The following is a 26,394-nucleotide window of genomic DNA, read 5'->3' on the forward strand; positions in this document are numbered from 1 at the left end:
GTCCACCGAAGTGAACGCCCAAGGGCGCGGTGATGTGGGGTCGGCGATGACGCAACTGGCAAAGACGCAAGAGCCCTCGATGGAGGAAATTCTGGCGTCGATCAGGCGTATCATCGCGGACGACGAAACCAAACCAGCGGGCACCCAGGCCGCTGCTGCCGAGCCGAAAGTCGAACCGCCGCGTGCGCCGCCGAAGGCGCTGACGCCGACACGCGCGCTGCCGCCCGCCCCACCGGCACCTGTGGTGCAGACTGCGGCGGCGAAGACAGCGGTTCCGCCGCCCGCCGCACCCGTCGCGAAGAACAGCCAGGAAGACATCGACGCGATGCTGGCTGGCCTCGACGCCGACACCTCCGAGGCCGAGGTCCGCGCGCCGGAACCGGCGAGCGATGTCTTCGAACTGACGGAACAGATGGCTATACCCGAGGCGCCTCCCGCAGCGAGCCCGCCGCCGGCGCCATCGTTCCGGCAGGTCGACCCCCAGGATGATCTCGAGTTTTCGGAGCCGCGACCGGTGGCGAGAAATTACCAGACCCCCGCGATGGATCCGCCAGCGTTCGCTGCCGACGAGGCGCCGAGCCGCCCGCTGCTGTCGTCCTCCACCATGACCTCGGTGGAGTCTGCGTTCAATACGCTGGCCAACACCGTTCTCAGCAACAACGCCCGCACCCTGGAAGACCTCGTCAAGGAGATGCTGCGCCCGATGCTGAAATCATGGCTCGACGACAACCTGCCGAACATGGTGGAGCGGATCGTCCGGGCCGAAATCGAGCGCGTCTCCCGCGGCCGCTGAGCCGGCACTTTCCGCTGGACCCTTCATTTGGTGGCAGCGACCCGATTTGCGGCGTTGACTTACAACGTCCGGGCGGGTTTCTAATGTCCCCAGCCTGAAGTTCGCTGCGGTGCGTAGCGCCTTCTAACCTTTTGTTTGCCTTGTTCTTTCGATAGTCAGGCTGTTTTAGCGGCCGGTCTTTCGAAGGGATCTCGCCGCCATTGCGAGAGCCCGCCACCTCCCGGCAGGACCATGCATCCCGAACATCGATGATTGTGTTGCCATGATTGAGAAGACCTATCAGCCCGCCGAGATCGAAAGCCGCATCGCCCGAGCCTGGGAGGATGCCGGCGCGTTCAAGGCCGGACGCCCCGAGCGGACGGAGGCAGAACCGTTCACCATCGTGATCCCGCCGCCCAACGTCACGGGCTCGCTGCACATGGGGCACGCCCTCAACAACACGCTGCAGGACGTGCTGTGCCGCTTCGAGCGGATGCGCGGGCGCGACGTGCTGTGGCAGCCCGGCACCGACCATGCCGGCATCGCGACCCAGATGGTGGTCGAGCGGCAGTTGATGGAGCGCCAGGAACCCGGGCGCCGGGCCATGGGTCGGCAGAAGTTCCTCGAGCGGGTGTGGCAGTGGAAGGCCGAGTCCGGTGGCACCATCACCAACCAGTTGAAGCGGCTTGGTGCGTCCTGTGACTGGTCACGCGAACGTTTCACCATGGATGAGGGGCCGTCCCGCGCCGTGGTGAAGGTGTTCGTCGAGCTCTACAGCCAGGGCCTGATCTACAAGGACAAGCGGCTGGTCAACTGGGACCCGAAGCTGCTCACCGCGATCTCCGATCTTGAGGTGCAGCAGGTCGAGGTGAAGGGCCACCTTTGGTACCTGCGTTATCCGCTGCAAGGCAAAACCTTCAATCCGGAAGACCCGTCGACCTTCATCGTGGTCGCCACCACGCGGCCCGAGACGATGCTTGGCGATACCGCGGTCGCGGTGCATCCGGATGACGAGCGTTATCGCCATCTCATCGGCACGCATGTGATCCTGCCGCTGGTCGGCCGGCGCATTCCGATCGTCGCCGACGATTATTCCGATCCCGAAAAGGGCAGTGGCGCGGTGAAGATCACGCCGGCCCACGACTTCAACGATTTCGAGGTCGGCCGGCGCCACAACCTGCCGCAGATCAGCGTGCTCGACCAGGAAGGCGCCCTGTCGCTGACCGGCAATGAAGATTACCTGCGCGGGCTGCCGGAAGGCGCCGCGGAGTTCGCCGAGGAACTGCACGGCGTTGATCGTTTTGCTGCGCGTAAAACCATTGTCGCGCGGCTGGAGGACTTCGGCTTCCTGGAGAAGATCGAACCGAACACCCACATGGTGCCGCACGGCGACCGCTCCAATGTGGTGATCGAGCCATTCCTGACTGACCAGTGGTACGTCGACGCCAAGACGCTGGCGCAGCCCGCGATCGCGGCGGTGCGTTCGGGCGCGACCGCGTTCGTGCCCAAGAACTGGGAAAAGACCTATTTCGAATGGATGGAAAACATCCAGCCCTGGTGCATCTCGCGGCAGCTATGGTGGGGACATCAGATCCCGGCCTGGTACGGCCCCGATGGCAAGGTGTTCGTTGCCGAAACCGAGGAAGAGGCCGTCGGCAAGGCACTGGGATATTACACCGAGCAGGAGGTGATCACGCCGGAGCAGGGCCATGACATGGCGCTCGATCCGGCCAAGCGCGAGGGCTTCATCACCCGCGACGAGGACGTGCTCGACACCTGGTTTTCGTCGGCGTTGTGGCCGTTCTCCACCCTGGGCTGGCCGGACGACAGCAAGGATGTCGAACGTTACTATCCGACCAACGTGCTGGTGACCGGCTTCGACATCATCTTTTTCTGGGTCGCCCGGATGATGATGATGGGCCTGCACTTCATGAAGGACGTGCCGTTTCCGACGGTCTACATCCATGCGCTCGTCCGTGACGAGAAGGGCGCCAAGATGTCGAAGTCGAAAGGCAACGTCATCGATCCGCTGCACCTGATCGACGATTACGGCGCCGATGCGCTGCGCTTCACGCTGGCCGCGATGGCGGCGCAAGGCCGCGACATCAAGCTCGCAACCCAGCGGGTCGAGGGCTATCGCAATTTCGCGACCAAGCTCTGGAACGCCTCGCGCTTCGCAGAGATGAACGGCTGCGCGCTGCCGCCGGAGTTCGATCCCTCGAAAGCCAAGGATACGCTCAACCGCTGGATCGCGCACGAAACCGCCAATGCCGCGCGCGAGGTCACCGACGCGATCCGTGCCTATCGCTTCAACGACGCTGCGGGCGCGATCTATCGCTTTGTCTGGAACGTCTATTGCGACTGGTATCTCGAACTGGCGAAGCCGGTGCTGACCGGTCCCGACGGCGAAGCGAAGTCCGAGACCCAGGCCATGGTCGCCTGGGCGCGCGACGAAATTCTGAAGCTGCTGCATCCGTTCATGCCGTTCATTACCGAAGAACTGTGGGCGGTGACCGGCACGCGTTCGAGCCTGCTGGCATTGACCGAATGGCCGCTCAGGCGCGACGAGGTTGAAACAGTTCTGGTAGCCGCCAGCGCCAGCGGTTTTCCCGATATTGGCACCCCGCTATTGCCGGTCGAGACATCCGGCGATTCCATGGATCACCTGCGCGACGACGCGGCCGAAGCTGAAATCGGCTGGGTGGTGGATCTCATCACGGCGATCCGCTCAGTGCGGGCCGAGATGAACATCCCGCCGGCGACGCTGACCCCGCTGCAACTGGTGAATGCGTCCAGCGAAGCCCGGGGACGGGCGCAGCGCTGGGACGGCGTGATCAAACGGCTGGCGCGCCTGGCGGACGTGTCCTTCGCCGATCAGGTCCCGCAGGGCGCGGTGCAATTGCTGGTGCGCGGCGAGGTTGCCGCGCTGCCGCTGAAGGGCGTGATAGATCTCGCCGCCGAGAAGACGCGCCTCGACAAGGAAATGGCCAAGGTCGAAGCCGACATCAAGCGGGTCGATGCCAAGCTCGGCAATGCCGATTTCATGGCTCGCGCGCCGGAAGAGGTCGTGGACGAGCAGCGTGAGAAGCGCGAGGAAGCGCGGGCCCGCAAGACCAAGATCCTCGAGGCGCTGGAGCGGTTGAAGGGCGCGAGCTGAGCTCAATGCTTGATCACGTATCCTGGACTGTCTCGGACATTGCGGCCGCCGAACCGTTCTATGATGCGATCATGATCGCACTCGGCGTCGTGAAGGTTGGCCGCCGGGACGATTGGCTCGGCTATGGTGAGCGTGCACGGCCGGATCATCCGGAGCGTGTTTACATCTCGATCCGGCGGGGGGCTGCGGTCGAGGATAGCTTCGGGCGACACTGGTGCTTCAAGGCGGCAACGCGGGCGCAGGTCGATGCGTTCTGGCGCGATGGCATCGCCGCCGGCGGCCGGGATGATGGTCCGCCGGGGCTGCGCGCCTATCATCCGTCTTACTATGCGGCCTTTCTTCGTGATCCCGACGGCAACAGGCTCGAAGCTGTCTGCCACGTCGTATCCGGCTGAGGACGACTTAGTTCGACCTGAATGGCTTGCTGAGGAAGCGTGAGCCCTTCAGCCCGTAACGCCAGGGCAATTCCGCCGCCTTGGTGATGCCGATCCGCACACCGCTCACGATCTCCGGCCGGCCGCGGCGGGTATGCAAGGCGATCGGCGGCTGGTCCAGCGGCAGGGCATTGTGTTTATCCGTGATCGCCAGCGCTTCGCACAATTTGCCCGGGCCGGAACATAGCGCGATCTCGTCGTGCAGACTGCGACGCCGCCGCATCGCGGCAATGCCGTGGGTCGGCTCCAGCGCCCGGATCAGCACGGCGCTGGCCGAGCCGGCCTTCTCGCAGACAAGGTTCACGCACCAATGAATGCCATAGGACTTGTAGACATAGGCAAAGCCCGGCGGGCCGAACATCACCGCAGTGCGCGGGGTGGGACCATTATAGGAGTGTGCCGCCGGCTCGCTGTGGTGATAGGCCTCGACCTCGACAATCACGCCGCCGACGCCATCGACCAAGAGCGTCGCCCCGATCAGGTCGGGGGCGACCTCATGGACGCTGCGGGCGAAGAAACTGCGCTTGAGCGGGCGTCCAAGCGCCGGAACTGACGAGATTTGAGGCATTTCAGAGAATCAGGCGGAGATTCGGGCGGCCGATGGGGCGATAATGCTAACGTGGACATATAGTGTCCCGCTTCGCAAGTTCGCTGCCTTTTCAGCGAGTTCTGGACGAACTTGCGAAGCGATCAGGACACTATCAAATATACGATTCTAGTGTGCTTTATGAACGCGAAGTTCGTGCAGGTGCCCGCCGCGCGCTCAGACGAACTTCGCGTTCAGCACACTAGGAGATAGCATGGCACGGGCAGGTTGCGACAAGCTGCTGGAGGGCCTAGGTAAAGCTCTCGCAAGACAGGTTTTCAATGGTTGTTCTGATCGACACGGTTTCCGACAAGCAGATCCGCCCGCGGCATCCTGAGAAGGTCAACCGTCCGGACGCGCAGTCGCCGCCCAAGCCGGACTGGATCCGGGTGCGCGCGCCGAACACGCGCGGCTATGCCGACACCCGCAAGATCGTCAAGGAAAACGGGCTTGTCACGGTCTGCGAGGAGGCCGGCTGCCCGAATATCGGCGAGTGCTGGGACAAGAAGCACGCCACCTTCATGATCATGGGGGACACCTGCACCCGTGCCTGCGCCTTCTGCAACGTCAAGACCGGCATGCCGGGCGCGCTCGACGCGCTGGAGCCGGAGCACGTCGCCGAAGCCGTGCGCAAACTCGGCCTTGCGCACGTGGTGATCACCTCGGTCGACCGCGACGATCTCGCCGATGGCGGCGCCGAGCATTTCGCCCGCACCATCCGCGCCATCCGCGCGCAGTGCCCGACCACGACCATCGAGATCCTGACGCCGGATTTCCTGCGCAAGGACGGCGCGCTGGAGGTGGTGGTCGCAGCTAGGCCCGACGTCTTCAACCATAATCTCGAGACCGTGCCGTCGCGCTATCTGACCGTGCGGCCCGGCGCGCGTTATTTCCACTCCATCCGGCTGCTGCAGCGGGTCAAGGAACTCGACCCTACCATTTTCACCAAGTCCGGCATCATGGTCGGGCTCGGCGAGGAGCGCCACGAGGTGCTGCAGGTGATGGACGACCTGCGCTCCGGCGATGTCGATTTTCTCACCATCGGCCAATATCTGCAGCCGACGCGCAAGCATCATGCGGTGATGCGTTACGTGTCGCCGGATGAGTTCGGTGGTTACGAGAAGGTCGCCTACACCAAAGGCTTCCTGATGGTGTCGGCGAGCCCGCTGACCCGCTCGTCGCATCATGCCGGCGAAGATTTTGCCAGACTGAAGGCGGCGCGCGAGGCGCGCGTTGCGACCTAAGACGTCGGACCGAAAATCATGCGGCGTGTCATGGTGATGGGGTCTTCGGGATCCGGGAAATCGACGTTCGCGCGGCGGCTGTCCGCGGCGACCGGACTTCCCATGGTTTCGATCGACGCGCTGTATTGGCAACCGGGCTGGCGACCGTCAGATCCGTTTTCGTTTGAGCGCCGCATGACCGAGGCTGCGAATGAGCCCACGTGGATCATGGACGGCAACTATATCAGCCATTGCGGCGAACTGCGGCGCGGCCTTGCCGACACCATTGTCTGGTTCGATCTGCCCCGGTGGGTCTGCATGAGCGGGATTTTTCGCAGGGTCATCACGAGCTACGGACAGGTGCGCCCGGAAATGGCGGCGGGCTGTCCGGAACAGTTCGACGCCGAATTCATCCGTTATGTCTGGACCTACCGCCGGCAACAGCGCCCCAGGCTGCTCGCGTTCTTCAAGGGGCTGCGGCCGGACCAGACCTTCATCACGTTCACCCATCGCCGGCAGGCCGACGATTATCTTGCGCATCGGGCTACGGGCCTGGTGACAGCCGGAGCCTAGGCGTGCCGCAATTCACCAACAAACGCCGTGTCCAGCACACCGCCGACCAGATGTTCGACCTGGTGGCCGATGTCGAGCGTTATCCGGAATTCGTGCCGCTGTGCGAAACGCTGAAGGTTCGGACACGCACCGCGAACGAAGATGGCACCGAGGTCATCGTCGCCGACATGACAGTGTCGTTCAAGCTGGTGCGCGAGCGGTTCACCAGCCGGGTGACGCTGGACCGCGCCAATCTCAAGATCTTGGTCGAATATCTGCAGGGGCCATTCAGCCGCCTGGAGAACCGCTGGACGTTCGAGCCGACCAGCGACACGGCCTGCACCGTCAGCTTCTTTATCGCCTATGAATTCAAGAGCCGGATGCTGGCCTTGCTCATGGGCGCGATGTTCGACGCCGCGTTCCAGCGCTTTGCCGCGGCTTTCGAGCGGCGCGCGGACGTGATCTATGGGCGGCAGCGCGCGGGCGCTTGACCCGGCTGACCGGACCGCGCGCAAGTTCAGTCAGCAGCCGCAAGGCCTCGATCACCGACAATTTCCGGACCACGCTGCGCCCGACTGCGCCGAAACGCTTCTCCCGTGACACAATGCGGCCGTCGCGTGCAGCAACGGCAAAATGCACCAGACCGACGGGTTTTCCTGGCGTCGCGCCGCCGGGGCCGGCGATGCCGGTGATGGAGACTGCGAGGTCGACATCGGCGGTTTCCAGGGCACCGACCGCCATGGCAATCGCGGTTTCCTTGCTGACCGCGCCGAAGGTCTCGAGCGTCGACGCCTTCACACCCAGCATGATGCGCTTGGCGTCGTTGGAATAGGTGATGAAGCCGCGGTCCACCACGTCGGACGATCCCGGAATTTCGGTCAGGGCACCCGCGACCAGGCCGCCGGTGCAGGACTCGGCGGTTGCGATCGTCAGCTTTCGCATCCGGCACAAATCGAGCAGCGAACGGGAGAGGGCGCGGGGATCGCTGCTGGTCATCTCATGCGCTCCGGCTCACCGTGGCTTCCAGCTACTCAGTCCAGGGCAGGCGCACGGTGGCGCTCGCCGTCGCCGCGATGCCTTCCTGCCGCCCGGTAAAACCGAGCTTTTCGCTTGTGGTCGCTTTCACCGCGACCCGCGACAGCGACAGGCCGGTGATCTCGGCAATGCGCGCGCGCATGGTGTCGCGCAGCGGGCCAATTTTCGGGCTCTCGCAGATCATGGTGACCTCGAGATGCGCCACGCGGCCGCCGCGGTCGGCGACACGCTGCATCGCATAGGCCAGGAACTTGTCGGAGGCTGCGCCCTTCCACTGCGGATCGCTCGGCGGGAAATGCGATCCGATATCGCCGTCGGCCAGAGCGCCCAAGATGGCGTCGACCAGTGCGTGCAGGCCGACGTCGCCGTCCGAGTGCGCCAGGAAGCCGCGGGAGTAGGGCACGCGAACGCCGCACAGCATCACATGATCGCCATCGCCGAAGGCGTGGACGTCGTAGCCGGTGCCGGTGCGGATATCGCCGAGCGCGGCGCCGAGACGGGCCTCCTCGCGCGCAAAATCTTCCGGTGTGGTGAGTTTCATGTTCGCAGCATCACCTTCAAAGGTCGCAACCGTCAATCCCGCCCACTCGGCAAGTGCGGCATCATCTGTGAAATCATCCCGGCCTTCGCGCGCGGCGCGGCGATGGGCTTCGAGAATCACGTCGAACCGAAAGGCCTGCGGCGTTTGCGCGATGCGCAGCTGCGCACGATTCGGTGTCGCCACGACATCACCCGCATCGTCGACCTGCTTGATGGTATCGGTGACCGCGACCACCGGGATCGCCGCGCCGGTCTTGCCGGCCGCCGCGATCGCGCGCGCGATCACCGCATCAGTGACGAACGCGCGTGCCGCGTCATGGATCAGAACAATGTCGGGGGGATCGCCGGCAAGCGCCTCCAGCCCCGCGCGTACCGACGCCTGGCGGGTGGCCCCGCCGCTCACCGCGGGCCGGTATGTCAGGCCCTGCAGGGCCTGATCAAAGATCTCAACATCGTCCGGATTGCGCACGGGCTGTACCGCGGAAACATCGGGATGGCTGCAGAAGGGATCCATCGCCCGGGCGATCACCGTGCGGCCGGCAATGCAGCGGTACTGTTTCGGGCCGCCAGCGCCTGCGCGCAGGCCCCGGCCGGCAGCAACGATGATGGCAGCGGCTTTGGATCGATTCGCCATGAAAATTCTGTCTTTAACGCGTGTTATGGGGTCAGGATCGCCCGCGAGGGCCATTTCGGCCCTGCCCATAGCATGCCGCCGGGCAAAACTGCATGATTCCGTGGCGATATCAGCGAATTCGCTGGGAATTTCGGGACGGCCACATGACTGGGTAAAACCGCTGCAATTTGCTGCGCTGCACTTGCAAAACGATCCGAAAACTGGCTAAAGTGTAGGCACGCCGCGTCGATGCCCAAAAAATGCGCGGCTTTACCGGCCGCAATGTCGCGGCCAGTTGATGAAAAACGAGAAGAGCTTTTGTCAGGGCCATCAGTCACAGGTCTCGCGCCATTGCAGCCTGCACCTCTCGCCATTGGCGACATCGGCATTGCCAATCGGGTGCTGCTGGCTCCGATGTCCGGGATCACCGACGCGCCGTTCCGCCGGCTGGCCGCCGAGCTCGGCGTTGGCTTGGTTGTCTCCGAAATGACCGCAAGCGAAGACCTTGCGCAGGGGCTGTCCCGATCGCGATTGCGTTGCGAGGCCGCCGGCATTGGGCCCCACGTTGTCCAGCTGGCCGGCTGCGAGGCGCGCTGGATGTCGGAAGGCGCCAAAATCGCCGCCGACGGCGGTGCCGACATCATCGACATCAATATGGGCTGCCCCGCACGTCATGTGACCGGCGGACAGTCGGGCTCGGCGCTGATGCGCGATCTCGATCACGCCCTGACGCTGATCGAAGCCACCGTCGCTGCCGTCGATATTCCCGTGACATTGAAAATGCGGCTCGGCTGGGACGACCGTTCACTGAACGCGCCGGAGCTCGCGCGCCGTGCGGAAGCCGCAGGCGTGCGGATGATTACCGTTCATGGCCGTACCCGCTGCCAGTTCTATAAAGGCAGCGCCGACTGGCAGGCGGTCCGCGCCGTGCGCGAAGCCACTCGTCTGCCACTGGTCGTCAATGGCGACATCACCTCGTTCACACGCGCCGTGGACGCGCTGAAGCAGTCCAGCGCCGATGCCGTGATGATCGGCCGCGGCGCACAGGGCCAGCCATGGTTGCCGGGCCAGATCGGGCGCCGGCTGCAGTCGGGCATCACGGAGCTGGCGCCGAAGCTCAGCGTCCAGCTCGGCTACATCTGCCGGCTCTATGACGAACTGCTGACACACTACGGCGTGCGGATAGGGCTTCGTCATGCCCGCAAGCATCTGGGATGGGCGCTCGACGCCGCAGCCCAAACCAATGCGGTGCCGGTCGACGCGCTGAAGCATTGGCGTGGCGTGATCCTGACGGCCGAGGAGCCGGCGGCGATCCAGCAATCGCTGCACGCCGCATTCGACGATTTCGCCTGGAGGTCCGCCGCATGAGCCTCGCCGCTGAACACCGACCTCCGCAACCGCCGGACGGCGATGCCATCCTCAATGCTCTGCCGAATCCCGTGATGCTGATCGGGCCGGACGGAAAAATCGTCGACGCCAATATCGCGGCGGAGGCGTTCTTCGAAACATCGATCCAGCTGCTGCAGCGTCAGTTGTTGAAAGAGCTCGTTCCGTTTGGAAGCCCGTTGCTGGCGCTGATCGACCAGGTGCGCCACAGCAACTCGGCGGTGAATGAGTACAAGGTCGATCTGGGAACGCCGCGCATGGGCGGCGACCGGCAGGTCGATCTGCACGTCGCCCCGCTCAATGAACGTCCCGGCCATATCGTTGTCATGCTGCAGGAACGCAGCATCGCCGACAAGATGGACCGGCAATTGACCCATCGCAGCGCCGCGCGTTCGGTGATCGCGCTGGCGGCCATGCTGGCGCACGAGATCAAGAATCCGCTGTCGGGTATTCGCGGCGCGGCGCAGCTGCTGGAGCAGGCGGCGTCCCCCGAAGACCGCACGCTGACCCGCCTGATCTGCGACGAGGCCGATCGCATCGTCACCCTGGTCGACCGCATGGAAGTGTTCGGCGACGAGCGTCCGGTGACCCGTGGTCCGGTCAACATTCATTCAGTGCTCGATCACGTCAAGCGGCTGGCGCAGTCCGGCTTCGCGCGCGAGATCAAGTTCGTCGAGGACTATGATCCATCGCTGCCGCCGGTGCTGGCCAATCAGGACCAGCTGATCCAGGTGTTTCTCAATCTGGTGAAGAACGCCGCCGAAGCCGTGGTGGACATGGGGACGGATGCCGAAATCCAGCTGACCACGGCGTTTCGTCCCGGCGTCCGGCTGTCGATCCCGGGCAAGAAATCACGGGTGTCGCTGCCGCTCGAATTTTGCGTCAAGGACAATGGTCCAGGCGTGCCCGAAGACCTGATGCCGAACCTGTTCGATCCGTTTGTCACCACCAAGCCGACGGGAAGCGGACTCGGCCTCGCGCTGGTCGCCAAGATTGTCGGCGACCATGGCGGCATCATCGAATGTGAATCAATACCGCGGAAAACCACCTTCCGCGTGCTGCTGCCGATGTTCAACGAAACCAAGAACCACCACAACAGCAATCGCGACGATGAACCGGGAGCGTCGTCGCATGCCTCACAGCGTGCGAAATGAGCACCAAGTTATCACGATGAGGAATTGAGATGCCCGTAGGTAGCATACTGGTCGCCGACGACGATACCGCCATCCGCACGGTATTGAATCAGGCACTGTCCCGCGCCGGATACGAGGTGCGCCTGACCGGCAACGCCGCGACGCTGTGGCGCTGGGTCAGTCAGGGCGAGGGTGATCTCGTCATCACCGACGTGGTGATGCCCGACGAGAATGCCTTCGATCTGCTGCCGCGGATCAAGAAGATGCGGCCAAATCTGCCTGTCATTGTCATGAGTGCGCAGAACACCTTCATGACGGCGATCCGTGCGTCGGAACGCGGCGCTTACGAATACCTGCCGAAGCCGTTCGATTTGAAGGAATTGATCGCGATCGTCGGGCGGGCGCTCGCCGAGCCCAAGGAGCGCGCGGCGCATCATCCCGACGAGAATGAATTCGACTCTATACCGCTGGTCGGCCGCTCGCCGGCGATGCAGGAAATCTACCGCGTGCTGGCGCGGTTGATGCAAACCGATCTGACGGTGATGATCTCCGGCGAGTCCGGCACCGGCAAGGAATTGGTGGCGCGTGCGCTGCACGACTACGGCAAGCGCCGCAACGGCCCGTTCGTGGCCGTCAACATGGCGGCTATCCCGCGCGACCTGATCGAATCCGAATTGTTCGGACACGAGCGCGGCGCCTTCACCGGCGCCAACACCCGCGCCACCGGCCGCTTCGAACAGGCCGAAGGCGGCACGCTGTTTCTGGATGAAATCGGCGACATGCCGATGGAAGCCCAGACCCGTCTGCTGCGGGTGCTGCAGCAGGGCGAATACACCACGGTCGGCGGCCGGACCCCGATCAAGACCGACGTCCGCATCGTCGCCGCCAGCAACAAGGACCTCCGGATTTTGATCCAGCAGGGCCTGTTCCGCGAAGATCTGTTCTTCCGGCTCAATGTCGTGCCGTTGCGGCTGCCGCCGCTGCGCGAACGCATCGAGGATCTGCCCGATCTGATCCGGCACTTCTTTGCGCTGGCGGAAAAGGATGGATTGCCACCCAAGAAGCTCGACGCCCAGGCGCTGGAGCGGATGAAGCAGCATCGCTGGCCGGGCAACGTCCGCGAACTGGAAAACCTGGCCCGCCGGCTTGCCGCGCTCTATCCCCAGGATGTGATTACGGGCTCGGTCATCGAGGGCGAACTGGCGCCGCCGGCGGTCGCGTCCGGGGGCGGGGCCCCGCAGGGGGTCGAGAACCTGGGAGGCGCCGTCGAAATGTACCTGGCGTCGCATTTCGCCGGCTTCCCCAACGGCATGCCGCCGCCGGGCCTCTATCACCGGATCCTGCGGGAAATCGAAGTCCCGCTGCTGACCGCCGCCTTGGCCGTCACCCGGGGCAACCAGATCCGGGCGGCCGATCTGCTCGGCCTGAACCGCAACACGCTACGGAAGAAGATCAGGGACCTGGATATCCAAGTCTACCGGACCGGGAGCTAGCGGGACCCGCTTTCCCATTTGTGTGGGGACAATCCCCCAAACGGCCCCTCCGGCGCAGAGTTGGAGGGGTCTTTGGGGCTGCATGTGCCGTCGAAATGTCGTAATTGAGCAACATTGTTGTATCGTTGCATCAGTTGATTGCGGTCACTGCTCGGATTGACTTCAGCCAAACGTATTGATTGGCCCCACGCACCCTTGAAATGACCAGCGCAGAAACGTCGGCCCCAACCTTCGATTCCTCGTTTACCGAGCCGCGCGGCTGGTCGCTGCGCCGGCTGCTGGTGCCGTTGGCGGTCGGCCTGGCCCTGCTCTCAGCCTGCCTGACCTTCGTGGTGTTGACCGAGCTCACGCCGATCCGGGCGACCGACAAGGTCGTGGCGACGTTCCTGGCGATCAATATCGGCACCATCCTGATGCTGGTCGCCATCATTGTCCGCGAAATCTGGAAAGTCGTGCAGGCACGCCGGCGGGGGCGGGCCGCGGCGCGGCTGCACGTCCAGATTGTCGCCTTGTTCACGATCATCGCCGTGCTCCCGGCGGTGCTGGTTTCTATTGTCGCCAATGTCACGATCGACCGGGGCCTGGACAGGCTGTTTTCCGTCCGGACCCGGACCGTCATCGAGAATTCGGTGAAGGTCGCCAACGCCTATCTGGATGTGCACATTCAGCTGATCAACGGCGATATCATGGGGATGGCCAACGATCTGGCACGCGCCCGCAAGCTGTTTTATCTGGACCGTGTATCTTTCGTTGAACTGCTGACCTCCGATGCCGCCGCACGCAATCTTCCAGGCGCCAAGTTGATCGACAAGGATGGCAACGATGTCGCGATGGCTCAGACCGGAGTCTCGCAGGCATTTGCTTCTCCACCGGCGGCGTTTCTAAAAAATGTCGGCGAGGACAAGCCCGAAATCGTCGTCATTACCGAGGGGTACTATGTCGTAGCGGTCATCCGGCTGAAGGAATTCACCGACACGTTTTTGTACGTGGCTCGACTGCTCGATCCGCGCGTGGTGGCGCAGGTGCATGAAACGCTGGAAGGCGCCGCGGTGATTTCCGCGCTGGAAGCCCGCCGGCTCGGCATCCAGGTCGCGTTTGCACTGATGTTCACCGTGATCGCGCTGACCGTGCTGATGTCGGCGGTGCTGATCGGACTGAATTTCGCCAACTGGCTGGTCACGCCCATTCGCCGTCTGATGGGTGCGGCGAACCTGGTCTCCACCGGCGACCTGCACGTCCAGGTGCCGGTGGTGAAGTCGGAAGGCGATCTGGCCCATCTCGGCGAGACTTTCAACAAGATGACGCAGGAACTGCGCACCCAGCGCGACGAACTGGTCAATGCCAGCGATGTCATCGACGGCCGTCGCCGTTTTATCGAGGCCGTGTTGTCGTCGGCCAGCGCCGGCATCATGGGCGTGGATGCATCCGGCAACATCGGGATTCTCAACCGTTCGGCGGAAAAACTGATCGGTCATTCGGAATCCGAGACGCTGGGACATCCGCTGTCGGAGATCATTCCCGAACTGAACGAGTTGATGGTGAACGCTCGCGAGGGATCGCAGCGGCTGGTGCAGGGACAAATCACGATTACCCGCGACAACCGCGAACGTAACCTGTCGGTCCGCATCAGCGCCGAGCAGAACAGCCCGTCGCGGGATAGTTATATCATCACCCTCGACGACATCACCGAACTGGTGGCGGCCCAGCGTACTTCTGCCTGGGGTGACGTCGCCCGCCGCATCGCCCACGAAATCAAGAATCCGCTGACCCCGATCCAGCTCTCCGCCGAGCGCATCCGCCGGAAGTTCGGCAAGGTGATCATCGAGGACAAGTCGATCTTCGAACAGTGCACCGATACCATCGTGCGGCAGGTCGACGACATCCGACGCATGGTCGATGAGTTTTCACGGTTTGCACGGATGCCGAAGCCGGTGATCGAGGCCGAAGACGTCGCCGATACCGTGCGCCAGGTGGTGTTCCTGATGCGGGTCGGCCATCCCGACATCACCATCGAGGCAGAAATCAAGGAAGATCCGATGCCGGCGCAGTTCGATCGCCGGCTGATCTCGCAGGCGCTGCAGAACATCATCAAGAACGCCACGGAGGCGATCGGCGCCGTGCCTCCCGACGTCCTCGATCACGGCAGGATCGATGTCGCGGTCGAGCGGGAGGATGACGACATCGTCATCGACGTCATCGACAACGGCGTGGGTTTGCCGAAGGAAAGACGCTCGCGACTGCTTGAGCCGTACGTCACGACTCGCGAGAAGGGTACAGGTCTTGGTCTTGCCATCGTTGGGCGCGTGTTGGAGGACCATGGTGGACGCATCGAGCTCAACGATGCGTCGAATAAACGTCCCGGCGCGCGTGGCGCCTGGATGCGACTGCGGTTTGCGGCTTCGGGACATGCTGTTGGTACCGCGACAACTGAAGCAAAGGCCGAGCTGGCCACGAAACAAGCAGGCGTGACTCATGGCTAATGAAATTTTGATCGTGGACGATGAAGCCGATATTCGCGATCTCGTTGCGGGTATCCTGGAAGACGAAGGGTTCACCACGCGCACCGCGCGTGACAGCGATCAGGCCTTGTCGGAGATTTCCAATCGCCGGCCCAGCATGATCTTTCTCGACATCTGGATGCAGGGCAGCAAGCTCGATGGGCTGCAACTGCTGGAGCAGGTCAAGCGCGACCATGCCGAAATGCCGGTCGTGATGATTTCCGGTCACGGCAACATCGAGACGGCGGTCGCCGCAATCAAGCGCGGCGCCTATGACTTCATCGAAAAGCCGTTCAAGGCGGATCGCCTGATTCTGGTGGCGACCCGTGCGCTGGAAAACTCGCGGCTCAAACGCGAGGTGAGGGAGCTGAAACAGCTTGCTCCGGTGTCGAGCTCGCTGATCGGGCATTCGCCGTGCATGAACCAGCTGCGCCAGACCATCGAGCGTGCGGCAAAGGCCAACAGCCGCATCATGATCGTCGGCCCCGCGGGTGGCGGCAAAGAGCTGGCCGCGCGGACTTTGCATGGAATGTCGGGACGGGCGGATGGCCCGTTCGTGGTCATCAATGCGGCCGCGATCACGCCGGAACGCATGGAAGTCGAACTGTTCGGCATCGAGAACGCCGAGGACCACAGTCGCAAGTCCGGTGCTCTCGAAGAAGCGCATGGCGGAACGTTGTTTATCGACGAAGTCGCCGACATGCCGCGCGAAACCCAAAACAAGATTCTGCGCGTGCTGGTCGACCAGACCTTCCAGCGGGTCGGCGGCACGGCAAAGGTCAATGTCGACGTGCGAATCGTGTCATCGACCGCACGCAATCTCGAAGCGGAAATCGCCGAAGGGCGCTTCCGCGAGGATCTGTATCATCGGCTCTCGGTGGTGCCGATCCGCGTGCCGCCACTCTCGGAACGACGCGAGGACATTCCCGAACTGATCTCGTATTTCATGGATCAGATTTCGGCTGCGACCGGCTTACCGAAACGGCAGATCGGCGAAGACGCCATGGCCGTGCTGCAATCGCATGTCTGGCCGGGCAACGTCCGCCAGCTGCGCAACAACGTCGAGCGTGTGATGATCCTGGCCGGCGGAGAACCGGACGCGGTCATCACTGCGAACATGCTGCCTCAGGATGTGGGATCGATGGTACCGACGATGCCGACCAGCAACAACGGCGAACACATCATGGGACTGCCGCTGCGTGAGGCGCGCGAAGTGTTCGAACGCGATTACCTCATCGCCCAGATCAGCCGGTTCTCCGGCAACATCTCGCGCACCGCTGAGTTCGTCGGCATGGAGCGGTCGGCGTTGCACCGCAAGCTCAAGGCCCTTGGCGTCGGGTAGGAGGTTCGTGGCGTTGTTGATCTGTGATCACAGCCAGTCAGGGCTTTTACATAGGATGCCCTGAACGGCGCCAGATGCTCTTGGTTCGAATTTGATGGTTTTTCGCTGTTTTATCGAGCTCTGTGACAAGTTCGGCACAACTGTTGCTCGAACTGGACTTGCTTAAGCAGAGCGCGTGCTCTCTAATTGGTCGACCACTCCCGGAGGGGGATCTCGGGGAGCGGGTGGTTGGTTGCAGCTCTCGGGGGAGGGGTGCCGCCGAACAAACAAACGAGCAAACAAAAAACGAAACAAAGGCTGCGAGATAAGAAAATGGCGGCAGACCGCGCACAAAACCTTCAAGATACTTTTCTCAATCATGTCCGTAAGACAAAAACACCACTGACGATCTTTCTGGTGAACGGCGTCAAGTTGCAGGGAATTGTCACCTGGTTCGACAATTTCTGTCTGCTGCTGCGGCGCGACGGCCATTCGCAGCTTGTCTATAAGCATGCGATTTCGACCATCATGCCGGGTGCACCGATCCAGTTGTTCGAAGGTGGCGAGGACGCACCAGCTTGAGATCGAACTGATTGGAACCCCGGCGGATTGACGGGGCCGCCGACCGTCCAAGGTCGGCAGGCGAAGCAACGGGGCGGGTGATTGTCATCGGCCCCTATTTGCGAATGCGGCGGAGTGATCCCGATCCGCAATCGCCTCACCATGGCACGCGCGACATCGAGGCTCGTCTCGAAGAGGCGGTCGGGCTTGCACGCGCGATCGACCTCACCGTGGCCGAGGCCATCATTGCGCCGATTGGCCAGATCCGTCCCGCAACCTATCTCGGCAAGGGCAAAGTCGAGGAGATCGTCGCTCTCGTGCGTGCGCATCACGCCGATCTCGTGGTGATGGATTGCGCGCTATCGCCGATCCAGCAGCGCAATCTCGAGAAGGAATGGAATGCCAAGGTCCTGGACCGGACCGGACTGATCCTCGAGATCTTCGGACGCCGCGCCAAGACCAAGGAAGGCGCGCTGCAGGTCGAACTCGCGCATCTCAACTATCAGCGCAGCCGGCTGGTGCGATCCTGGACCCATCTTGAGCGGCAACGCGGCGGTTTCGGATTCCTTGGCGGGCCGGGTGAAACCCAGATCGAAGCCGATCGCCGCTTGATCGGCGATCGCATTGCGCGGCTGGAAGCTGAGATCAAGAAGGTCCAGGCCACCCGCAGACTGCATCGTGCGGGGCGGCAGCGCGTGCCCTATCGCGTGGTCGCGCTGGTCGGCTACACCAACGCCGGCAAATCCACCCTGTTCAACCGCCTGACACGCGCCGACGTGCAGGCTGCCGACATGCTGTTTGCCACGCTCGATCCGACCCTGCGCGCGCTCACACTGCCGCACGGCGGCAAGGCGATGCTGTCCGACACCGTGGGATTCATTTCCGACCTGCCGACGATGCTGGTGGCCGCCTTTCGCGCGACACTGGAGGAAGTTCTGGAAGCCGACGTCATCCTGCATGTGCGCGATATCTCGCATGAGGACGCGGACGCCCAGCAGCGCGACGTCGACGCGATCCTGCAACAGCTTGGCATCGATCCGGAAGCCGGCGATCGTATCCTGGAAGTCTGGAACAAGATCGATCGTTTCAGCGAAGAAGAGCGCGCCAATCTCGCCAACATCGCGGCGCGCCGCCCGTCGACGCGTCCCTGCCTGCTGGTCTCGGCCGAAACCGGCGAAGGCGTCGATGCGCTGCTGTCGGCGATTGAGGAGCGGCTGGCCGCGACGCGGATCACGCTCGATCTGTCGATTGACGCCTCCGATGGGGCCGGTGTCAGCTGGCTGCACCGCAATGCCGAAGTGCTGGACAAGCGCCTGGAGGATGGCACGTACGCCATGACGGTGCGGGTCGACGAAACCCGCCGCGATACCGTGATCCACCGCTTCGGCGCGGCGGTGCGCGATCCGGACGCTGGCTGATCATCGCAGCAGAGCGTTTTCGAGCGAAGTGGATACCGGTTCGCGTGAAGAAAACGCGTCAAACAAGAGTCTAAAGCTTCCGTTCCGATTCTATCGGAACGGAAGCTTTAGACGGCTACATCAACGCGCGGAACGCCATGTAGAGCGCCATCGCGCCGATGAACAGGAACGACAGCCGCCGCAGGTTTGCCTCGGGGATGCGATTTGCGAACTGCGCGCCGATCAAGGTGCCGGCCCACAACCCGGCGACGATCCCCGCGACAATGATCCAGGAGATGTTCCAGCCCTGCCGGATATAGATCCACGCCGCGGGCAGGGTCAGTGGCAGGGCTGTCACTGCCAGGCTGAAGGCCTGGGCGCGATGCTGCGGAAGGTGCAGCACAGCCGTCATCAGCGCGGCGATGGCAAGCCCGCCGCCGATGCCCAGAAATCCCGATGACAGGCCACCCACGGCCCCGATCGCGATCAGGGCGCTCCAGTGCGCCGGCGTACCGATAGCCGCGGCCGGCGAATTGTCGTTGTGCGCACGGCGCCGGCGGCTGACGACCATCAGTACCATCAGCAGCACGAGATACGCGACGAAGCTCCAGCGCAGTGCCCGATCGGGCACACCGCCCGCAGCCAGCGCCCCGAGGACGCCCCCCACGGCAAAGCCCGCACCGAGATAACCCACCCAGCGCCAGGAGACGTCATGGCCGTGACGGGCATAATTGCGGACGCCCGACAGGCTGGCGGGAAACACCTGCGCCAGCAGCGACAGGCCCTGTGCCGCGTGCTGTTCGCGGCCGAGAAGGAGAATCAGCAGCGGAACGAGGATGCCGCCGCTGGTCACGCCCAGCAGGCCCGAAACAAACCCGCCCAAAAGCCCGGTCAGCAGGCTGCCGAGCAGTTCATTCATCAGCATGGGGGGAGGTGCTTTCCCGTGAATGACGATCCGGTGACCGGAATACCCGCCATTCCGTAACGCATTGCGCGGGTTTCGGGAACAGGAAGACTTGACCCAATTTTTCAGCCCGCTATCTGATCCCGGCATGTCTAAATCCCGCTTGAGGAGAGCTCTGTGACGTATTCCAATGTTTTGCTGTTTATCGACGGAAAATGGCGCGGGGGCTCCTCGGGCAAGACCATTCCGGTGCTTGATCCCGCGACCGAAGAGACCATCGGCACCGTGGCGCATGCCGATATTGCCGATCTCGACGAAGCGCTCGCCGCCGCTGATCGCGGCTTCAAGCAGTGGCGCGCGGTCTCTCCGTTCGATCGCGCCAAGGTGATGCAGAAGGCGGCAGCGCTGATGCGCGAGCGTGCCGACCTCATCGCGCCCTTGATGGTGCAGGAGCAGGGCAAGACCCTGGTCGAAGCCAAGATGGAAACGATGGCGTCCGCCGACATCATCGAATGGTTCGCCGAGGAAGGCCGCCGTGCGTATGGCCGCATCATCCCGGCCCGGCTGCCCGGCGTCTATCAGATGGCGATCAAGGAGCCGGTCGGTCCGGTTGCCGCGTTTACGCCCTGGAATTTCCCGATCAACCAGGTGGTGCGCAAGCTGTCGGCGGCACTGGCGTCGGGCTGCTCGATCATCGTCAAGGCGCCGGAAGAGACCCCGGCCTCGCCGGCCGAACTGATCCGTGCCTTTGTCGATGCCGGCGTTCCCTCGGGCGTGATCAATCTCGTGTACGGCGTGCCGTCGGAGATTTCGCAGTATCTCATTCCGCACCCGATCGTCCGCAAGATTTCCTTCACCGGCTCGACCAATGTCGGCAAGCAGCTCGCTGGGCTGGCCGGCCAGCACATGAAGCGGGTGACCATGGAATTGGGCGGTCATGCGCCGGCCATCGTGTTCGACGATGCCGACGTCGAGTCGGCCGCGAAGATCCTCAGCGCTGCCAAGTATCGCAACGCCGGCCAGGTCTGCATCTCGCCGACGCGCTTCCTGGTGCAGAAGGGCGTCTACAAGCAGTTCATCGAAAAGTTCACCGACGGCGCCAAGGCGATCAAAGTCGGCAACGGCATGGACAAGGACAGCCGGATGGGCGCGCTGGCCAATCCGCGCCGCGTCAATGCCATCGAGGAGATGGTGCAGGACGCCAAGGCGAAGGGCGCGACCATCACCGCCGGCGGCCACCGCATCGGCAACAAGGGCTATTTCTTCGAGCCGACGGTCGTGACCGACGTGCCGAAGGATGCGCGCGCCATGAACGAGGAGCCGTTCGGGCCGCTGGCGCTGATCTCGCCTTTCTCGACCTTCGATGAAGTGGCGAGCGAAGCCAACCGGTTGCCGTTTGGTCTGGCGTCCTACGCCTTCACCAGCTCGACCAAGACCGCGACCGCGATCGGCTCGGCCATCGAAAGCGGCATGGTCTCGATCAACAGCTTCGGGCTGGCGCTGCCGGAGGTGCCGTTCGGCGGCATCAAGGATTCCGGTTACGGTTCGGAGGGTGGCACCGAGGCGATGGAAGGTTATCTCAATACCAAGTTCATCACCCAGACCGGCGTTTGATCACGCCGAGAACGGCCTGAACCGAAACATCAAGGAGGCGGCGGAAACTATTCCGCCGCTTCTTTTGTTTTCGCCTCGTTCCAGAGCGAATCCATCTCGTCGAGCGACGCGTTGCCCATCGCCACACCACGCGCCGCCAGCGTGCGCTCGATATAGGCGAAGCGGCGTTCGAACTTGGTGTTGGTGTTGCGCAGCGACGTTTCCGGATCGGCGCCGACATGGCGCGCCAGATTGACCAGCGCAAACAGCAGGTCGCCGGTCTCGGCTGCAACCTCGCTCATGTCGCCCTGGTCGAGCGCCGCCTCGATCTCGTCGGCCTCTTCACGGATCTTGCTCAGCACGGCGCGCGGATCATTCCAGTCGAACCCGACAGTCGAGGCCTTGCGCTGCAGTTCGAGCGCACGCGTCAGCGCCGGCATCCCGGCCTTGACGCCGGACAGCAGCGAGGAGGGCGCCGGCTCGCCCGGATGGCGGGCGGCGCGCTCCGCCTTCTCCTCGGCCTTGATGCGATCCCAGTTCCCTTTGACCTCGACGGGACTGAGCTTGCCCGCCTTGTCGCCGAACACATGCGGGTGGCGGCGGATCATCTTGCGGGAGATGGCCTCCACCACGTCGCCGAATGCGAAGGCATTCTGCTCCTGCGCCATGCGAGCGTGGAACACGACCTGCAGCAACAGGTCGCCGAGCTCGTCCTTGAGGTCTTCGAGATCATGGCGCGCGATCGCATCGGCCACCTCGTAGGCTTCCTCGATGGCATAGGGAGCGATGGTCGCGAAATCCTGCTCCAGGTCCCATGGGCAGCCGGTCACGGGGGTGCGCAATTTGGCCATGATGTCGATGAGACGGTCGATGTCGCGGGAAGGGGTCATGAGGCACCACGGGCAGGGGAGGGATCGGCCCTGTATGCCGGATTCAGCCCCGTCGGCCAATCGCCGCATTTTCGGCCGCACAACCGGATTCCACTGGCGCGAAAAATGCTCTATGGCCACGGCATGACCGATCAAACCGCCGACATATCCGCGCTGGTGCTGTTTTCAGGTGGGCAGGATTCCGCCACCTGTCTGGCCTGGGCGCTGGCGCGGTTTTCCCATGTCGAAACCCTCGGCTTTTCCTATGGCCAGCGCCATATCGTCGAGCTCGCCTGCCGGGAGGCGTTGATCGCAGGCATGGCGTCGCTGCGGCCGGACTGGGCCACAAAACTGGGCGAGGCTCACACCCTCGATATCCCGACCTTGTCGGCCATTTCCGACACCGCGCTGACCCGCGACATGGCGATCGAGATGGGGGCGGACGGCCTGCCCAACACCTTCGTGCCCGGGCGCAACCTGGTCTTCCTGACGTTCGCGGCAGCGCTGGCCTACCGGCGCGGCATCACTCATATCGTCGGCGGCATGTGCGAGACCGACTATTCCGGCTATCCGGATTGCCGCGACGACACCATCAAGGCGCTCAACACCGCGCTCAACCTGGGCATGGCCCGTCCGTTCGAACTGCACACGCCGCTGATGTGGCTCGACAAGGCCGCAACATGGTCGCTTGCCCATGACCTCGGCGGCGAGACTTTGATCGATCTGATCCGCGATCAGTCCCACACCTGCTATCTGGGCGAGCGCGGCGAACGGCATGACTGGGGTTATGGCTGCGGCGAATGCCCGGCCTGCCAACTTCGGGCCAGGGGCTGGTCTGGTTATGTCGCAACCCGGTCGAAGGCCACGCCATGACCATCGATCGCCAACGTCACATCGAAGGCGCGCTGTTCCTGGTCGCCTACATTGCCTGCATTCCGGCGGCCAACTGGCTGATCCAGCATGTCGGCACCATCTGCCCGCCGAATGCACCGTGCCTCATTCCCGTTGCGCCAGGCGGCATCATGGCGCCGAGTGGCGTGCTGATGGTTGGGCTTGCGCTGGTGCTGCGGGATCTGGTGCAGCGCCGTCTCGGCACGGCGTTCGGATTGGGCGCCATCGCGGTCGGGGCCGTGATCTCGGCGGCCGTGGCACCGCCATCGCTGGTATTCGCCTCCACGATTGCGTTCCTGATCTCCGAGATGACTGACTTCGCTGTTTACACACCGCTGCAGCAGCGTGGCCTCGTGCTTGCCGTGCTGGCCAGCAGCGTGGTCGGCCTGCTCGCCGACTCCCTGCTGTTTCTCTGGCTGGCATTCGGCAGCCTGGATTTTCTGGGCGGCCAGATCATCGGCAAGGCGCTGATGGTGCTCGTGACCCTGCCGGCGATCCACTGGCTGCGCCGGCGCGATGCAAGACTGAAGCTCGCGTAGAGCTCAGGCAAGCGTCTGCCCGGTCAGGCGCTCCAGCGCTTCCCGATACTTTTCGCCGGTCCTCGTTACAACGTCGTCGGGCAGCTTCGGCGCCGGCGGCTCTTTTTTCCACGGCTGGGTTTCCAGCCAGTCGCGCACGAACTGCTTGTCGAACGATGGCGGGTTGGTGCCGACCTGATATTGGTCCGCCGGCCAGAACCGCGAAGAATCCGCAGTCAGCACCTCGTCCATCAGATACAGCGTACCGGCCTCGTCCAGGCCGAATTCAAACTTGGTGTCGGCGATGATGATGTCGCGGGTGGCCGCATAGTCGGCGGCTTCCTTGTACAGCCGGATGGAAATGTCGCGGATACGAGCAGAGAGCTCCGCGCCGATGCGATGCTCCATCTCGGCATAGGTGATGTTCTCGTCGTGATGACCCATTTCGGCCTTGGCCGCCGGGGTGAAAATCGGCTCCGGCAGCTTTTGTGCGTTCTGCAGGCCCGCGGGCAGTTGCACGCCGCACACCGCCCCCGTGGCCTGATAGTCCTTCCAGCCGCTGCCGGCGAGATAGCCGCGCACCACGGCCTCGACCAGGATCGGCTGCAACCGCTTCACCACCACGGCGCGTCCCCTGACTTGCTCGGCTTCGTCGGCCGCTACGACCGTTTCCGGGGCGATGCCAGTCAGGTGATTGGGCACCACATGCTTGAGCTTCTCGAACCAAAAATTGGCCATCTGGTTCAGCACACGGCCCTTGGCCGGGATCGGCTCGCCCATGATGACGTCGAAGGCCGACAGGCGGTCGGTGGTGACGATCAGCAACTGGTCGCTGCCGACCGCGTAGTTGTCGCGGACCTTGCCACGGCCGAGCAGGGGCAGGGACTGGAGCGTGGATTCGTAGAGCGACGGCATCGGCATGTGGCTGAACTCGAAGGCAGAGGGGCGAAAGAGGCACCATAAATCATACGATTGGAGGGGCCTACAACACCTTGCAACGCTTTGGGGGATGAACGCGGGGATGGCCTCGCGCAATTGTGGTGAAGCGACTGCTCCGACCTGTGAGATATGTTGCATACTGAATGCCAAATTGCATACTGGATCCCATGAGCAACATAAATCCCAATCCGTTCACCACCCGTCCCGAAATCGAAGGCACGTTCGGGGTGGTCACCTCGACCCACTGGATCGCCACTGCCGTCGGCATGGCCATGCTGGAAAAGGGCGGCAATGCCTTCGATGCGGGTGTTGCCACGGCGTTCACGCTGCAGGTGGTGGAACCGCATCTGAACGGTCCGGGCGGCGACGTGCCCATTATTGTCCATGACACCAAGCGCGGGCGCACAGAGGTGATCTGCGGCCAGGGGCCGGCGCCGGCCGGCGCCACCATCGCGCATTATCGTGCCGAAGGCCTCGACATGGTCCCTGGAACCGGCCTGCTGGCCGCCTGCGTGCCCGGCACGTTCGAAGCCTGGATGCTGTTGCTGCGCGACTACGGCACGGTCCGGTTGCGCGATGTGCTGGAGCCGGCGATCGGTTATGCGCGCAATGGCTATCCACTGGTCGAGCGCGCATCCGCGACCATCGCGACCGTCGAGCAGCTGTTTCGCCAGCATTGGCCGACCTCGGCGGCTGTCTATCTGCCCAACGGCGCGGTGCCCGAACCCGGCACGCTGTTCACCAACACGGTGCTGGCCGACACCTATGCCCGGATCCTCGAGGAGGCCGAAAGCGTCGGCGGCGACCGCGTCGCGCAGATCGAGCGCGCGCGCAAGAGCTGGTCGCAGGGCTTTGTGGCCGAGGCGATCGACCGGTTCTGCCGGACACAGCCGGTGATGGATGTCAGTGGCGCGCCGCATCGCGGCGTGCTGCGCGGCGACGACATGGCGCGCTGGCAGGCCCATGTCGAAGCGCCACTCACCTACGACTATGGCCGCTACACGGTCTGCAAGGCCGGCGCCTGGAGCCAGGGCCCGGTGATGCTGCAGCAGTTGGCGCTGTTGAAGGGGTTCGATCTGGACGGACTCGATCCGGCCGGACCCGATTTTATCCATCTGCAGACCGAATGCGCCAAGCTTGCCTACGCCGATCGCGATACCTTCTACGGCGATCCGGATTTCAGCGATGTGCCGATGTCGGTGCTGCTGTCCGATGCCTACAACAACGAACGCCGCAAACTGATTTCCACACAAACCGCCTCGCTCGATTATCGCCCGGGCTCGGTCGAGGGCTTCGGAGCGGTCGTCAAGCTGCGGCGTGCGGAAGAAGGGCGCACCGCCGTCGGTGCGATGGGGGCGGGCGAGCCGACCGTCGGCCGCATGGGCGAAGTCAATGGCGACACCGTGCATTTCGACATCATCGATCGCGACGGCAACATGCTCTCGGCAACGCCGTCGGGTGGTTGGCTGCAATCCTCGCCGGTGATCCCGGAGATCGGGTTCTGCCTCGGCAGCCGTGCGCAGATGTTCTGGCTGGAGGAAAATCATCCGGCGGCCCTGGCGCCCGGGCGGCGGCCGCGCACCACACTGAGCCCAACCATGGCGCATCGTGACGGCGAACCGTATCTCGCCTGGGGATCGCCCGGCGGCGACCAGCAGGACCAATGGATCACGCAGTTCTTCCTGCGCCACGTTCATGCCGGCATGAATCTGCAGGAAGCGATCGACGCACCGGCCTGGCACTCGGAGCATTTCCCGATTTCATTCTGGCCGCGCACGGCGCGCCCGGGCGTGCTGGTGGTTGAAAGCCGCGTTCCGAAGGCGGCGACCGAAGAACTCATCCGACGCGGCCACATCATCGAGACCGGGCCGGGCTGGTCCGAAGGCCGGCTGACAGCGGCGTCGCGGGTCGGCCGCAGGCGCCGCGCGGCTGCCAATCCGCGCGGCATGCAAGGCTACGCGGCCGGGCGATAGGGAGAG

23 protein-coding genes are annotated in these 26,394 nt (G+C 63.6%); 17 read left to right on the forward strand and 6 right to left on the reverse strand.

The window, feature by feature from the left end; genetic code table 11:
- Positions 1-46 precede the first annotated feature (46 nt).
- The 3 genes from RS897_RS31815 (at position 47) to RS897_RS31825 (ending at position 4,324) form a co-directional block, all read left to right on the forward strand.
- Entirely contained in the window at positions 47-793 is a 747-nt protein-coding gene (locus tag RS897_RS31815) for a PopZ family protein (RefSeq protein WP_315832644.1), read from the forward strand.
- A gap of 262 nt (positions 794-1,055) precedes the next feature.
- Complete coding sequence (locus RS897_RS31820; RefSeq protein ID WP_315832645.1) at positions 1,056-3,929, forward strand: valine--tRNA ligase; 2,874 nt, start codon at positions 1,056-1,058, stop codon at positions 3,927-3,929.
- Between the two features lie 5 nt (positions 3,930-3,934).
- Positions 3,935-4,324 carry a VOC family protein gene (locus RS897_RS31825; protein WP_315832646.1) on the forward strand — a complete coding sequence of 130 codons (390 nt, stop codon included), beginning with the start codon at positions 3,935-3,937 and terminating at the stop codon, positions 4,322-4,324.
- Between the two features lie 7 nt (positions 4,325-4,331).
- Here the strand turns inward: RS897_RS31825 and RS897_RS31830 are convergent, their stop codons facing one another.
- Positions 4,332-4,931: a DNA-3-methyladenine glycosylase gene (locus tag RS897_RS31830; RefSeq protein WP_315832647.1), complete on the reverse strand. Its 600-nt coding sequence runs from the start codon at positions 4,929-4,931 to the stop codon at positions 4,332-4,334.
- A gap of 299 nt (positions 4,932-5,230) precedes the next feature.
- Here RS897_RS31830 and lipA point away from each other — a divergent pair, with 299 nt between their 5' ends.
- The 3 genes from lipA to RS897_RS31845 are packed head-to-tail and all read left to right on the forward strand — an operon-like array spanning position 5,231 to position 7,215.
- Positions 5,231-6,193, forward strand: coding sequence for a lipoyl synthase (lipA, locus tag RS897_RS31835; protein WP_315832648.1), 963 nt, complete (start codon positions 5,231-5,233; stop codon positions 6,191-6,193).
- An 18-nt stretch (positions 6,194-6,211) separates the two neighbouring features.
- On the forward strand, positions 6,212-6,745 hold the full coding sequence (locus tag RS897_RS31840) for a P-loop NTPase family protein (RefSeq protein WP_315832649.1): 534 nt from the start codon (positions 6,212-6,214) through the stop codon (positions 6,743-6,745).
- 2 nt (positions 6,746-6,747) lie between these two features.
- On the forward strand, positions 6,748-7,215 hold the full coding sequence (locus RS897_RS31845) for a type II toxin-antitoxin system RatA family toxin (RefSeq protein ID WP_315832650.1): 468 nt from the start codon (positions 6,748-6,750) through the stop codon (positions 7,213-7,215).
- On the opposite strand, the gene RS897_RS31850 is transcribed toward RS897_RS31845, so the two are convergent.
- Together RS897_RS31850 and RS897_RS31855 are read right to left on the reverse strand one after the other, a co-directional pair.
- A complete protein-coding gene (locus RS897_RS31850; RefSeq protein WP_315832651.1) occupies positions 7,118-7,720 on the reverse strand; it encodes a CinA family protein in 603 nt (200 codons plus the stop codon). The genes RS897_RS31845 and RS897_RS31850 overlap by 98 nt on opposite strands.
- A 31-nt stretch (positions 7,721-7,751) precedes the next feature.
- Complete coding sequence (locus RS897_RS31855) at positions 7,752-8,933, reverse strand: bifunctional 2-C-methyl-D-erythritol 4-phosphate cytidylyltransferase/2-C-methyl-D-erythritol 2,4-cyclodiphosphate synthase (protein ID WP_315832652.1); 1,182 nt, start codon at positions 8,931-8,933, stop codon at positions 7,752-7,754.
- 261 nt (positions 8,934-9,194) lie between these two features.
- On the opposite strand from RS897_RS31855, the gene dusB reads away from it, so the two are divergent.
- The 7 genes from dusB (at position 9,195) to hflX (ending at position 18,722) form a co-directional block, all read left to right on the forward strand.
- A complete protein-coding gene (gene dusB / locus RS897_RS31860; protein WP_315832653.1) occupies positions 9,195-10,280 on the forward strand; it encodes a tRNA dihydrouridine synthase DusB in 1,086 nt (361 codons plus the stop codon).
- Entirely contained in the window at positions 10,277-11,452 is a 1,176-nt protein-coding gene (locus RS897_RS31865) for a two-component system sensor histidine kinase NtrB (protein WP_315832654.1), read from the forward strand. The genes dusB and RS897_RS31865 overlap by 4 nt, the downstream gene beginning before the upstream one ends.
- A gap of 29 nt (positions 11,453-11,481) precedes the next feature.
- The gene (gene ntrC, locus RS897_RS31870) at positions 11,482-12,924 is read left to right on the forward strand and encodes a nitrogen regulation protein NR(I) (protein WP_315832655.1); all 1,443 of its coding nucleotides are present in this window, start codon (positions 11,482-11,484) and stop codon (positions 12,922-12,924) included.
- Between the two features lie 200 nt (positions 12,925-13,124).
- Complete coding sequence (locus RS897_RS31875; protein ID WP_315832656.1) at positions 13,125-15,404, forward strand: sensor histidine kinase NtrY-like; 2,280 nt, start codon at positions 13,125-13,127, stop codon at positions 15,402-15,404.
- A complete protein-coding gene (ntrX, locus tag RS897_RS31880; protein ID WP_315832657.1) occupies positions 15,397-16,764 on the forward strand; it encodes a nitrogen assimilation response regulator NtrX in 1,368 nt (455 codons plus the stop codon). Before RS897_RS31875 ends, ntrX begins: the two co-directional genes overlap by 8 nt.
- A gap of 312 nt (positions 16,765-17,076) precedes the next feature.
- A complete protein-coding gene (gene hfq / locus RS897_RS31885; protein WP_006020546.1) occupies positions 17,077-17,325 on the forward strand; it encodes an RNA chaperone Hfq in 249 nt (82 codons plus the stop codon).
- Positions 17,326-17,336: 11 nt separating this feature from the next.
- Positions 17,337-18,722, forward strand: coding sequence for a GTPase HflX (hflX, locus tag RS897_RS31890; RefSeq protein WP_315832658.1), 1,386 nt, complete (start codon positions 17,337-17,339; stop codon positions 18,720-18,722).
- Positions 18,723-18,837: 115 nt separating this feature from the next.
- On the opposite strand, the gene RS897_RS31895 is transcribed toward hflX, so the two are convergent.
- On the reverse strand, positions 18,838-19,626 hold the full coding sequence (locus tag RS897_RS31895; protein ID WP_315832659.1) for a sulfite exporter TauE/SafE family protein: 789 nt from the start codon (positions 19,624-19,626) through the stop codon (positions 18,838-18,840).
- 156 nt (positions 19,627-19,782) lie between these two features.
- Here RS897_RS31895 and RS897_RS31900 point away from each other — a divergent pair, with 156 nt between their 5' ends.
- Positions 19,783-21,219, forward strand: a complete 1,437-nt coding sequence (locus RS897_RS31900) for an NAD-dependent succinate-semialdehyde dehydrogenase (protein WP_315832660.1) — start codon at positions 19,783-19,785, stop codon at positions 21,217-21,219.
- Between the two features lie 47 nt (positions 21,220-21,266).
- Here RS897_RS31900 and mazG read toward each other — a convergent pair whose 3' ends face one another.
- Complete coding sequence (mazG, locus tag RS897_RS31905; protein ID WP_315832661.1) at positions 21,267-22,088, reverse strand: nucleoside triphosphate pyrophosphohydrolase; 822 nt, start codon at positions 22,086-22,088, stop codon at positions 21,267-21,269.
- Positions 22,089-22,211: 123 nt separating this feature from the next.
- Between mazG and queC the strand changes: the two genes are divergently transcribed.
- Both queC and RS897_RS31915 read left to right on the forward strand, forming a co-directional pair.
- Positions 22,212-22,940: a 7-cyano-7-deazaguanine synthase QueC gene (gene queC / locus RS897_RS31910; RefSeq protein WP_315832662.1), complete on the forward strand. Its 729-nt coding sequence runs from the start codon at positions 22,212-22,214 to the stop codon at positions 22,938-22,940.
- Positions 22,937-23,497: a VUT family protein gene (locus tag RS897_RS31915; RefSeq protein ID WP_315832663.1), complete on the forward strand. Its 561-nt coding sequence runs from the start codon at positions 22,937-22,939 to the stop codon at positions 23,495-23,497. The genes queC and RS897_RS31915 overlap by 4 nt, the downstream gene beginning before the upstream one ends.
- A gap of 3 nt (positions 23,498-23,500) precedes the next feature.
- Here RS897_RS31915 and RS897_RS31920 read toward each other — a convergent pair whose 3' ends face one another.
- The gene (locus tag RS897_RS31920) at positions 23,501-24,397 is read right to left on the reverse strand and encodes a phosphoribosylaminoimidazolesuccinocarboxamide synthase (protein WP_315832664.1); all 897 of its coding nucleotides are present in this window, start codon (positions 24,395-24,397) and stop codon (positions 23,501-23,503) included.
- Between the two features lie 185 nt (positions 24,398-24,582).
- Between RS897_RS31920 and RS897_RS31925 the strand changes: the two genes are divergently transcribed.
- Positions 24,583-26,388, forward strand: coding sequence for a gamma-glutamyltransferase family protein (locus RS897_RS31925; protein WP_315832665.1), 1,806 nt, complete (start codon positions 24,583-24,585; stop codon positions 26,386-26,388).
- Positions 26,389-26,394 lie beyond the last annotated feature (6 nt).

It is taken from the genome of Bradyrhizobium prioriisuperbiae, from assembly GCF_032397745.1.
Taxonomy (GTDB): Bacteria; Pseudomonadota; Alphaproteobacteria; order Rhizobiales; family Xanthobacteraceae; genus Bradyrhizobium_A; species Bradyrhizobium_A prioriisuperbiae.

Coding starts and splice junctions, on each gene's coding strand:
- RS897_RS31815 (WP_315832644.1), top strand. CDS start 47: ATGACGCAACTGGCAAAGACGCAAGAGCCCTCGATGGAGGAAATTCTG.
- RS897_RS31820 (WP_315832645.1), top strand. CDS start 1,056: ATGATTGAGAAGACCTATCAGCCCGCCGAGATCGAAAGCCGCATCGCC.
- RS897_RS31825 (WP_315832646.1), top strand. CDS start 3,935: ATGCTTGATCACGTATCCTGGACTGTCTCGGACATTGCGGCCGCCGAA.
- RS897_RS31830 (WP_315832647.1), bottom strand. CDS start 4,931: ATGCCTCAAATCTCGTCAGTTCCGGCGCTTGGACGCCCGCTCAAGCGC.
- lipA (WP_315832648.1), top strand. CDS start 5,231: ATGGTTGTTCTGATCGACACGGTTTCCGACAAGCAGATCCGCCCGCGG.
- RS897_RS31840 (WP_315832649.1), top strand. CDS start 6,212: ATGCGGCGTGTCATGGTGATGGGGTCTTCGGGATCCGGGAAATCGACG.
- RS897_RS31850 (WP_315832651.1), bottom strand. CDS start 7,720: ATGACCAGCAGCGATCCCCGCGCCCTCTCCCGTTCGCTGCTCGATTTG.
- RS897_RS31855 (WP_315832652.1), bottom strand. CDS start 8,933: ATGGCGAATCGATCCAAAGCCGCTGCCATCATCGTTGCTGCCGGCCGG.
- dusB (WP_315832653.1), top strand. CDS start 9,195: ATGTCGCGGCCAGTTGATGAAAAACGAGAAGAGCTTTTGTCAGGGCCA.
- RS897_RS31865 (WP_315832654.1), top strand. CDS start 10,277: ATGAGCCTCGCCGCTGAACACCGACCTCCGCAACCGCCGGACGGCGAT.
- ntrC (WP_315832655.1), top strand. CDS start 11,482: ATGCCCGTAGGTAGCATACTGGTCGCCGACGACGATACCGCCATCCGC.
- RS897_RS31875 (WP_315832656.1), top strand. CDS start 13,125: ATGACCAGCGCAGAAACGTCGGCCCCAACCTTCGATTCCTCGTTTACC.
- ntrX (WP_315832657.1), top strand. CDS start 15,397: ATGGCTAATGAAATTTTGATCGTGGACGATGAAGCCGATATTCGCGAT.
- hfq (WP_006020546.1), top strand. CDS start 17,077: ATGGCGGCAGACCGCGCACAAAACCTTCAAGATACTTTTCTCAATCAT.
- RS897_RS31895 (WP_315832659.1), bottom strand. CDS start 19,626: ATGCTGATGAATGAACTGCTCGGCAGCCTGCTGACCGGGCTTTTGGGC.
- mazG (WP_315832661.1), bottom strand. CDS start 22,088: ATGACCCCTTCCCGCGACATCGACCGTCTCATCGACATCATGGCCAAA.
- queC (WP_315832662.1), top strand. CDS start 22,212: ATGACCGATCAAACCGCCGACATATCCGCGCTGGTGCTGTTTTCAGGT.
- RS897_RS31915 (WP_315832663.1), top strand. CDS start 22,937: ATGACCATCGATCGCCAACGTCACATCGAAGGCGCGCTGTTCCTGGTC.
- RS897_RS31920 (WP_315832664.1), bottom strand. CDS start 24,397: ATGCCGATGCCGTCGCTCTACGAATCCACGCTCCAGTCCCTGCCCCTG.
- RS897_RS31925 (WP_315832665.1), top strand. CDS start 24,583: ATGAGCAACATAAATCCCAATCCGTTCACCACCCGTCCCGAAATCGAA.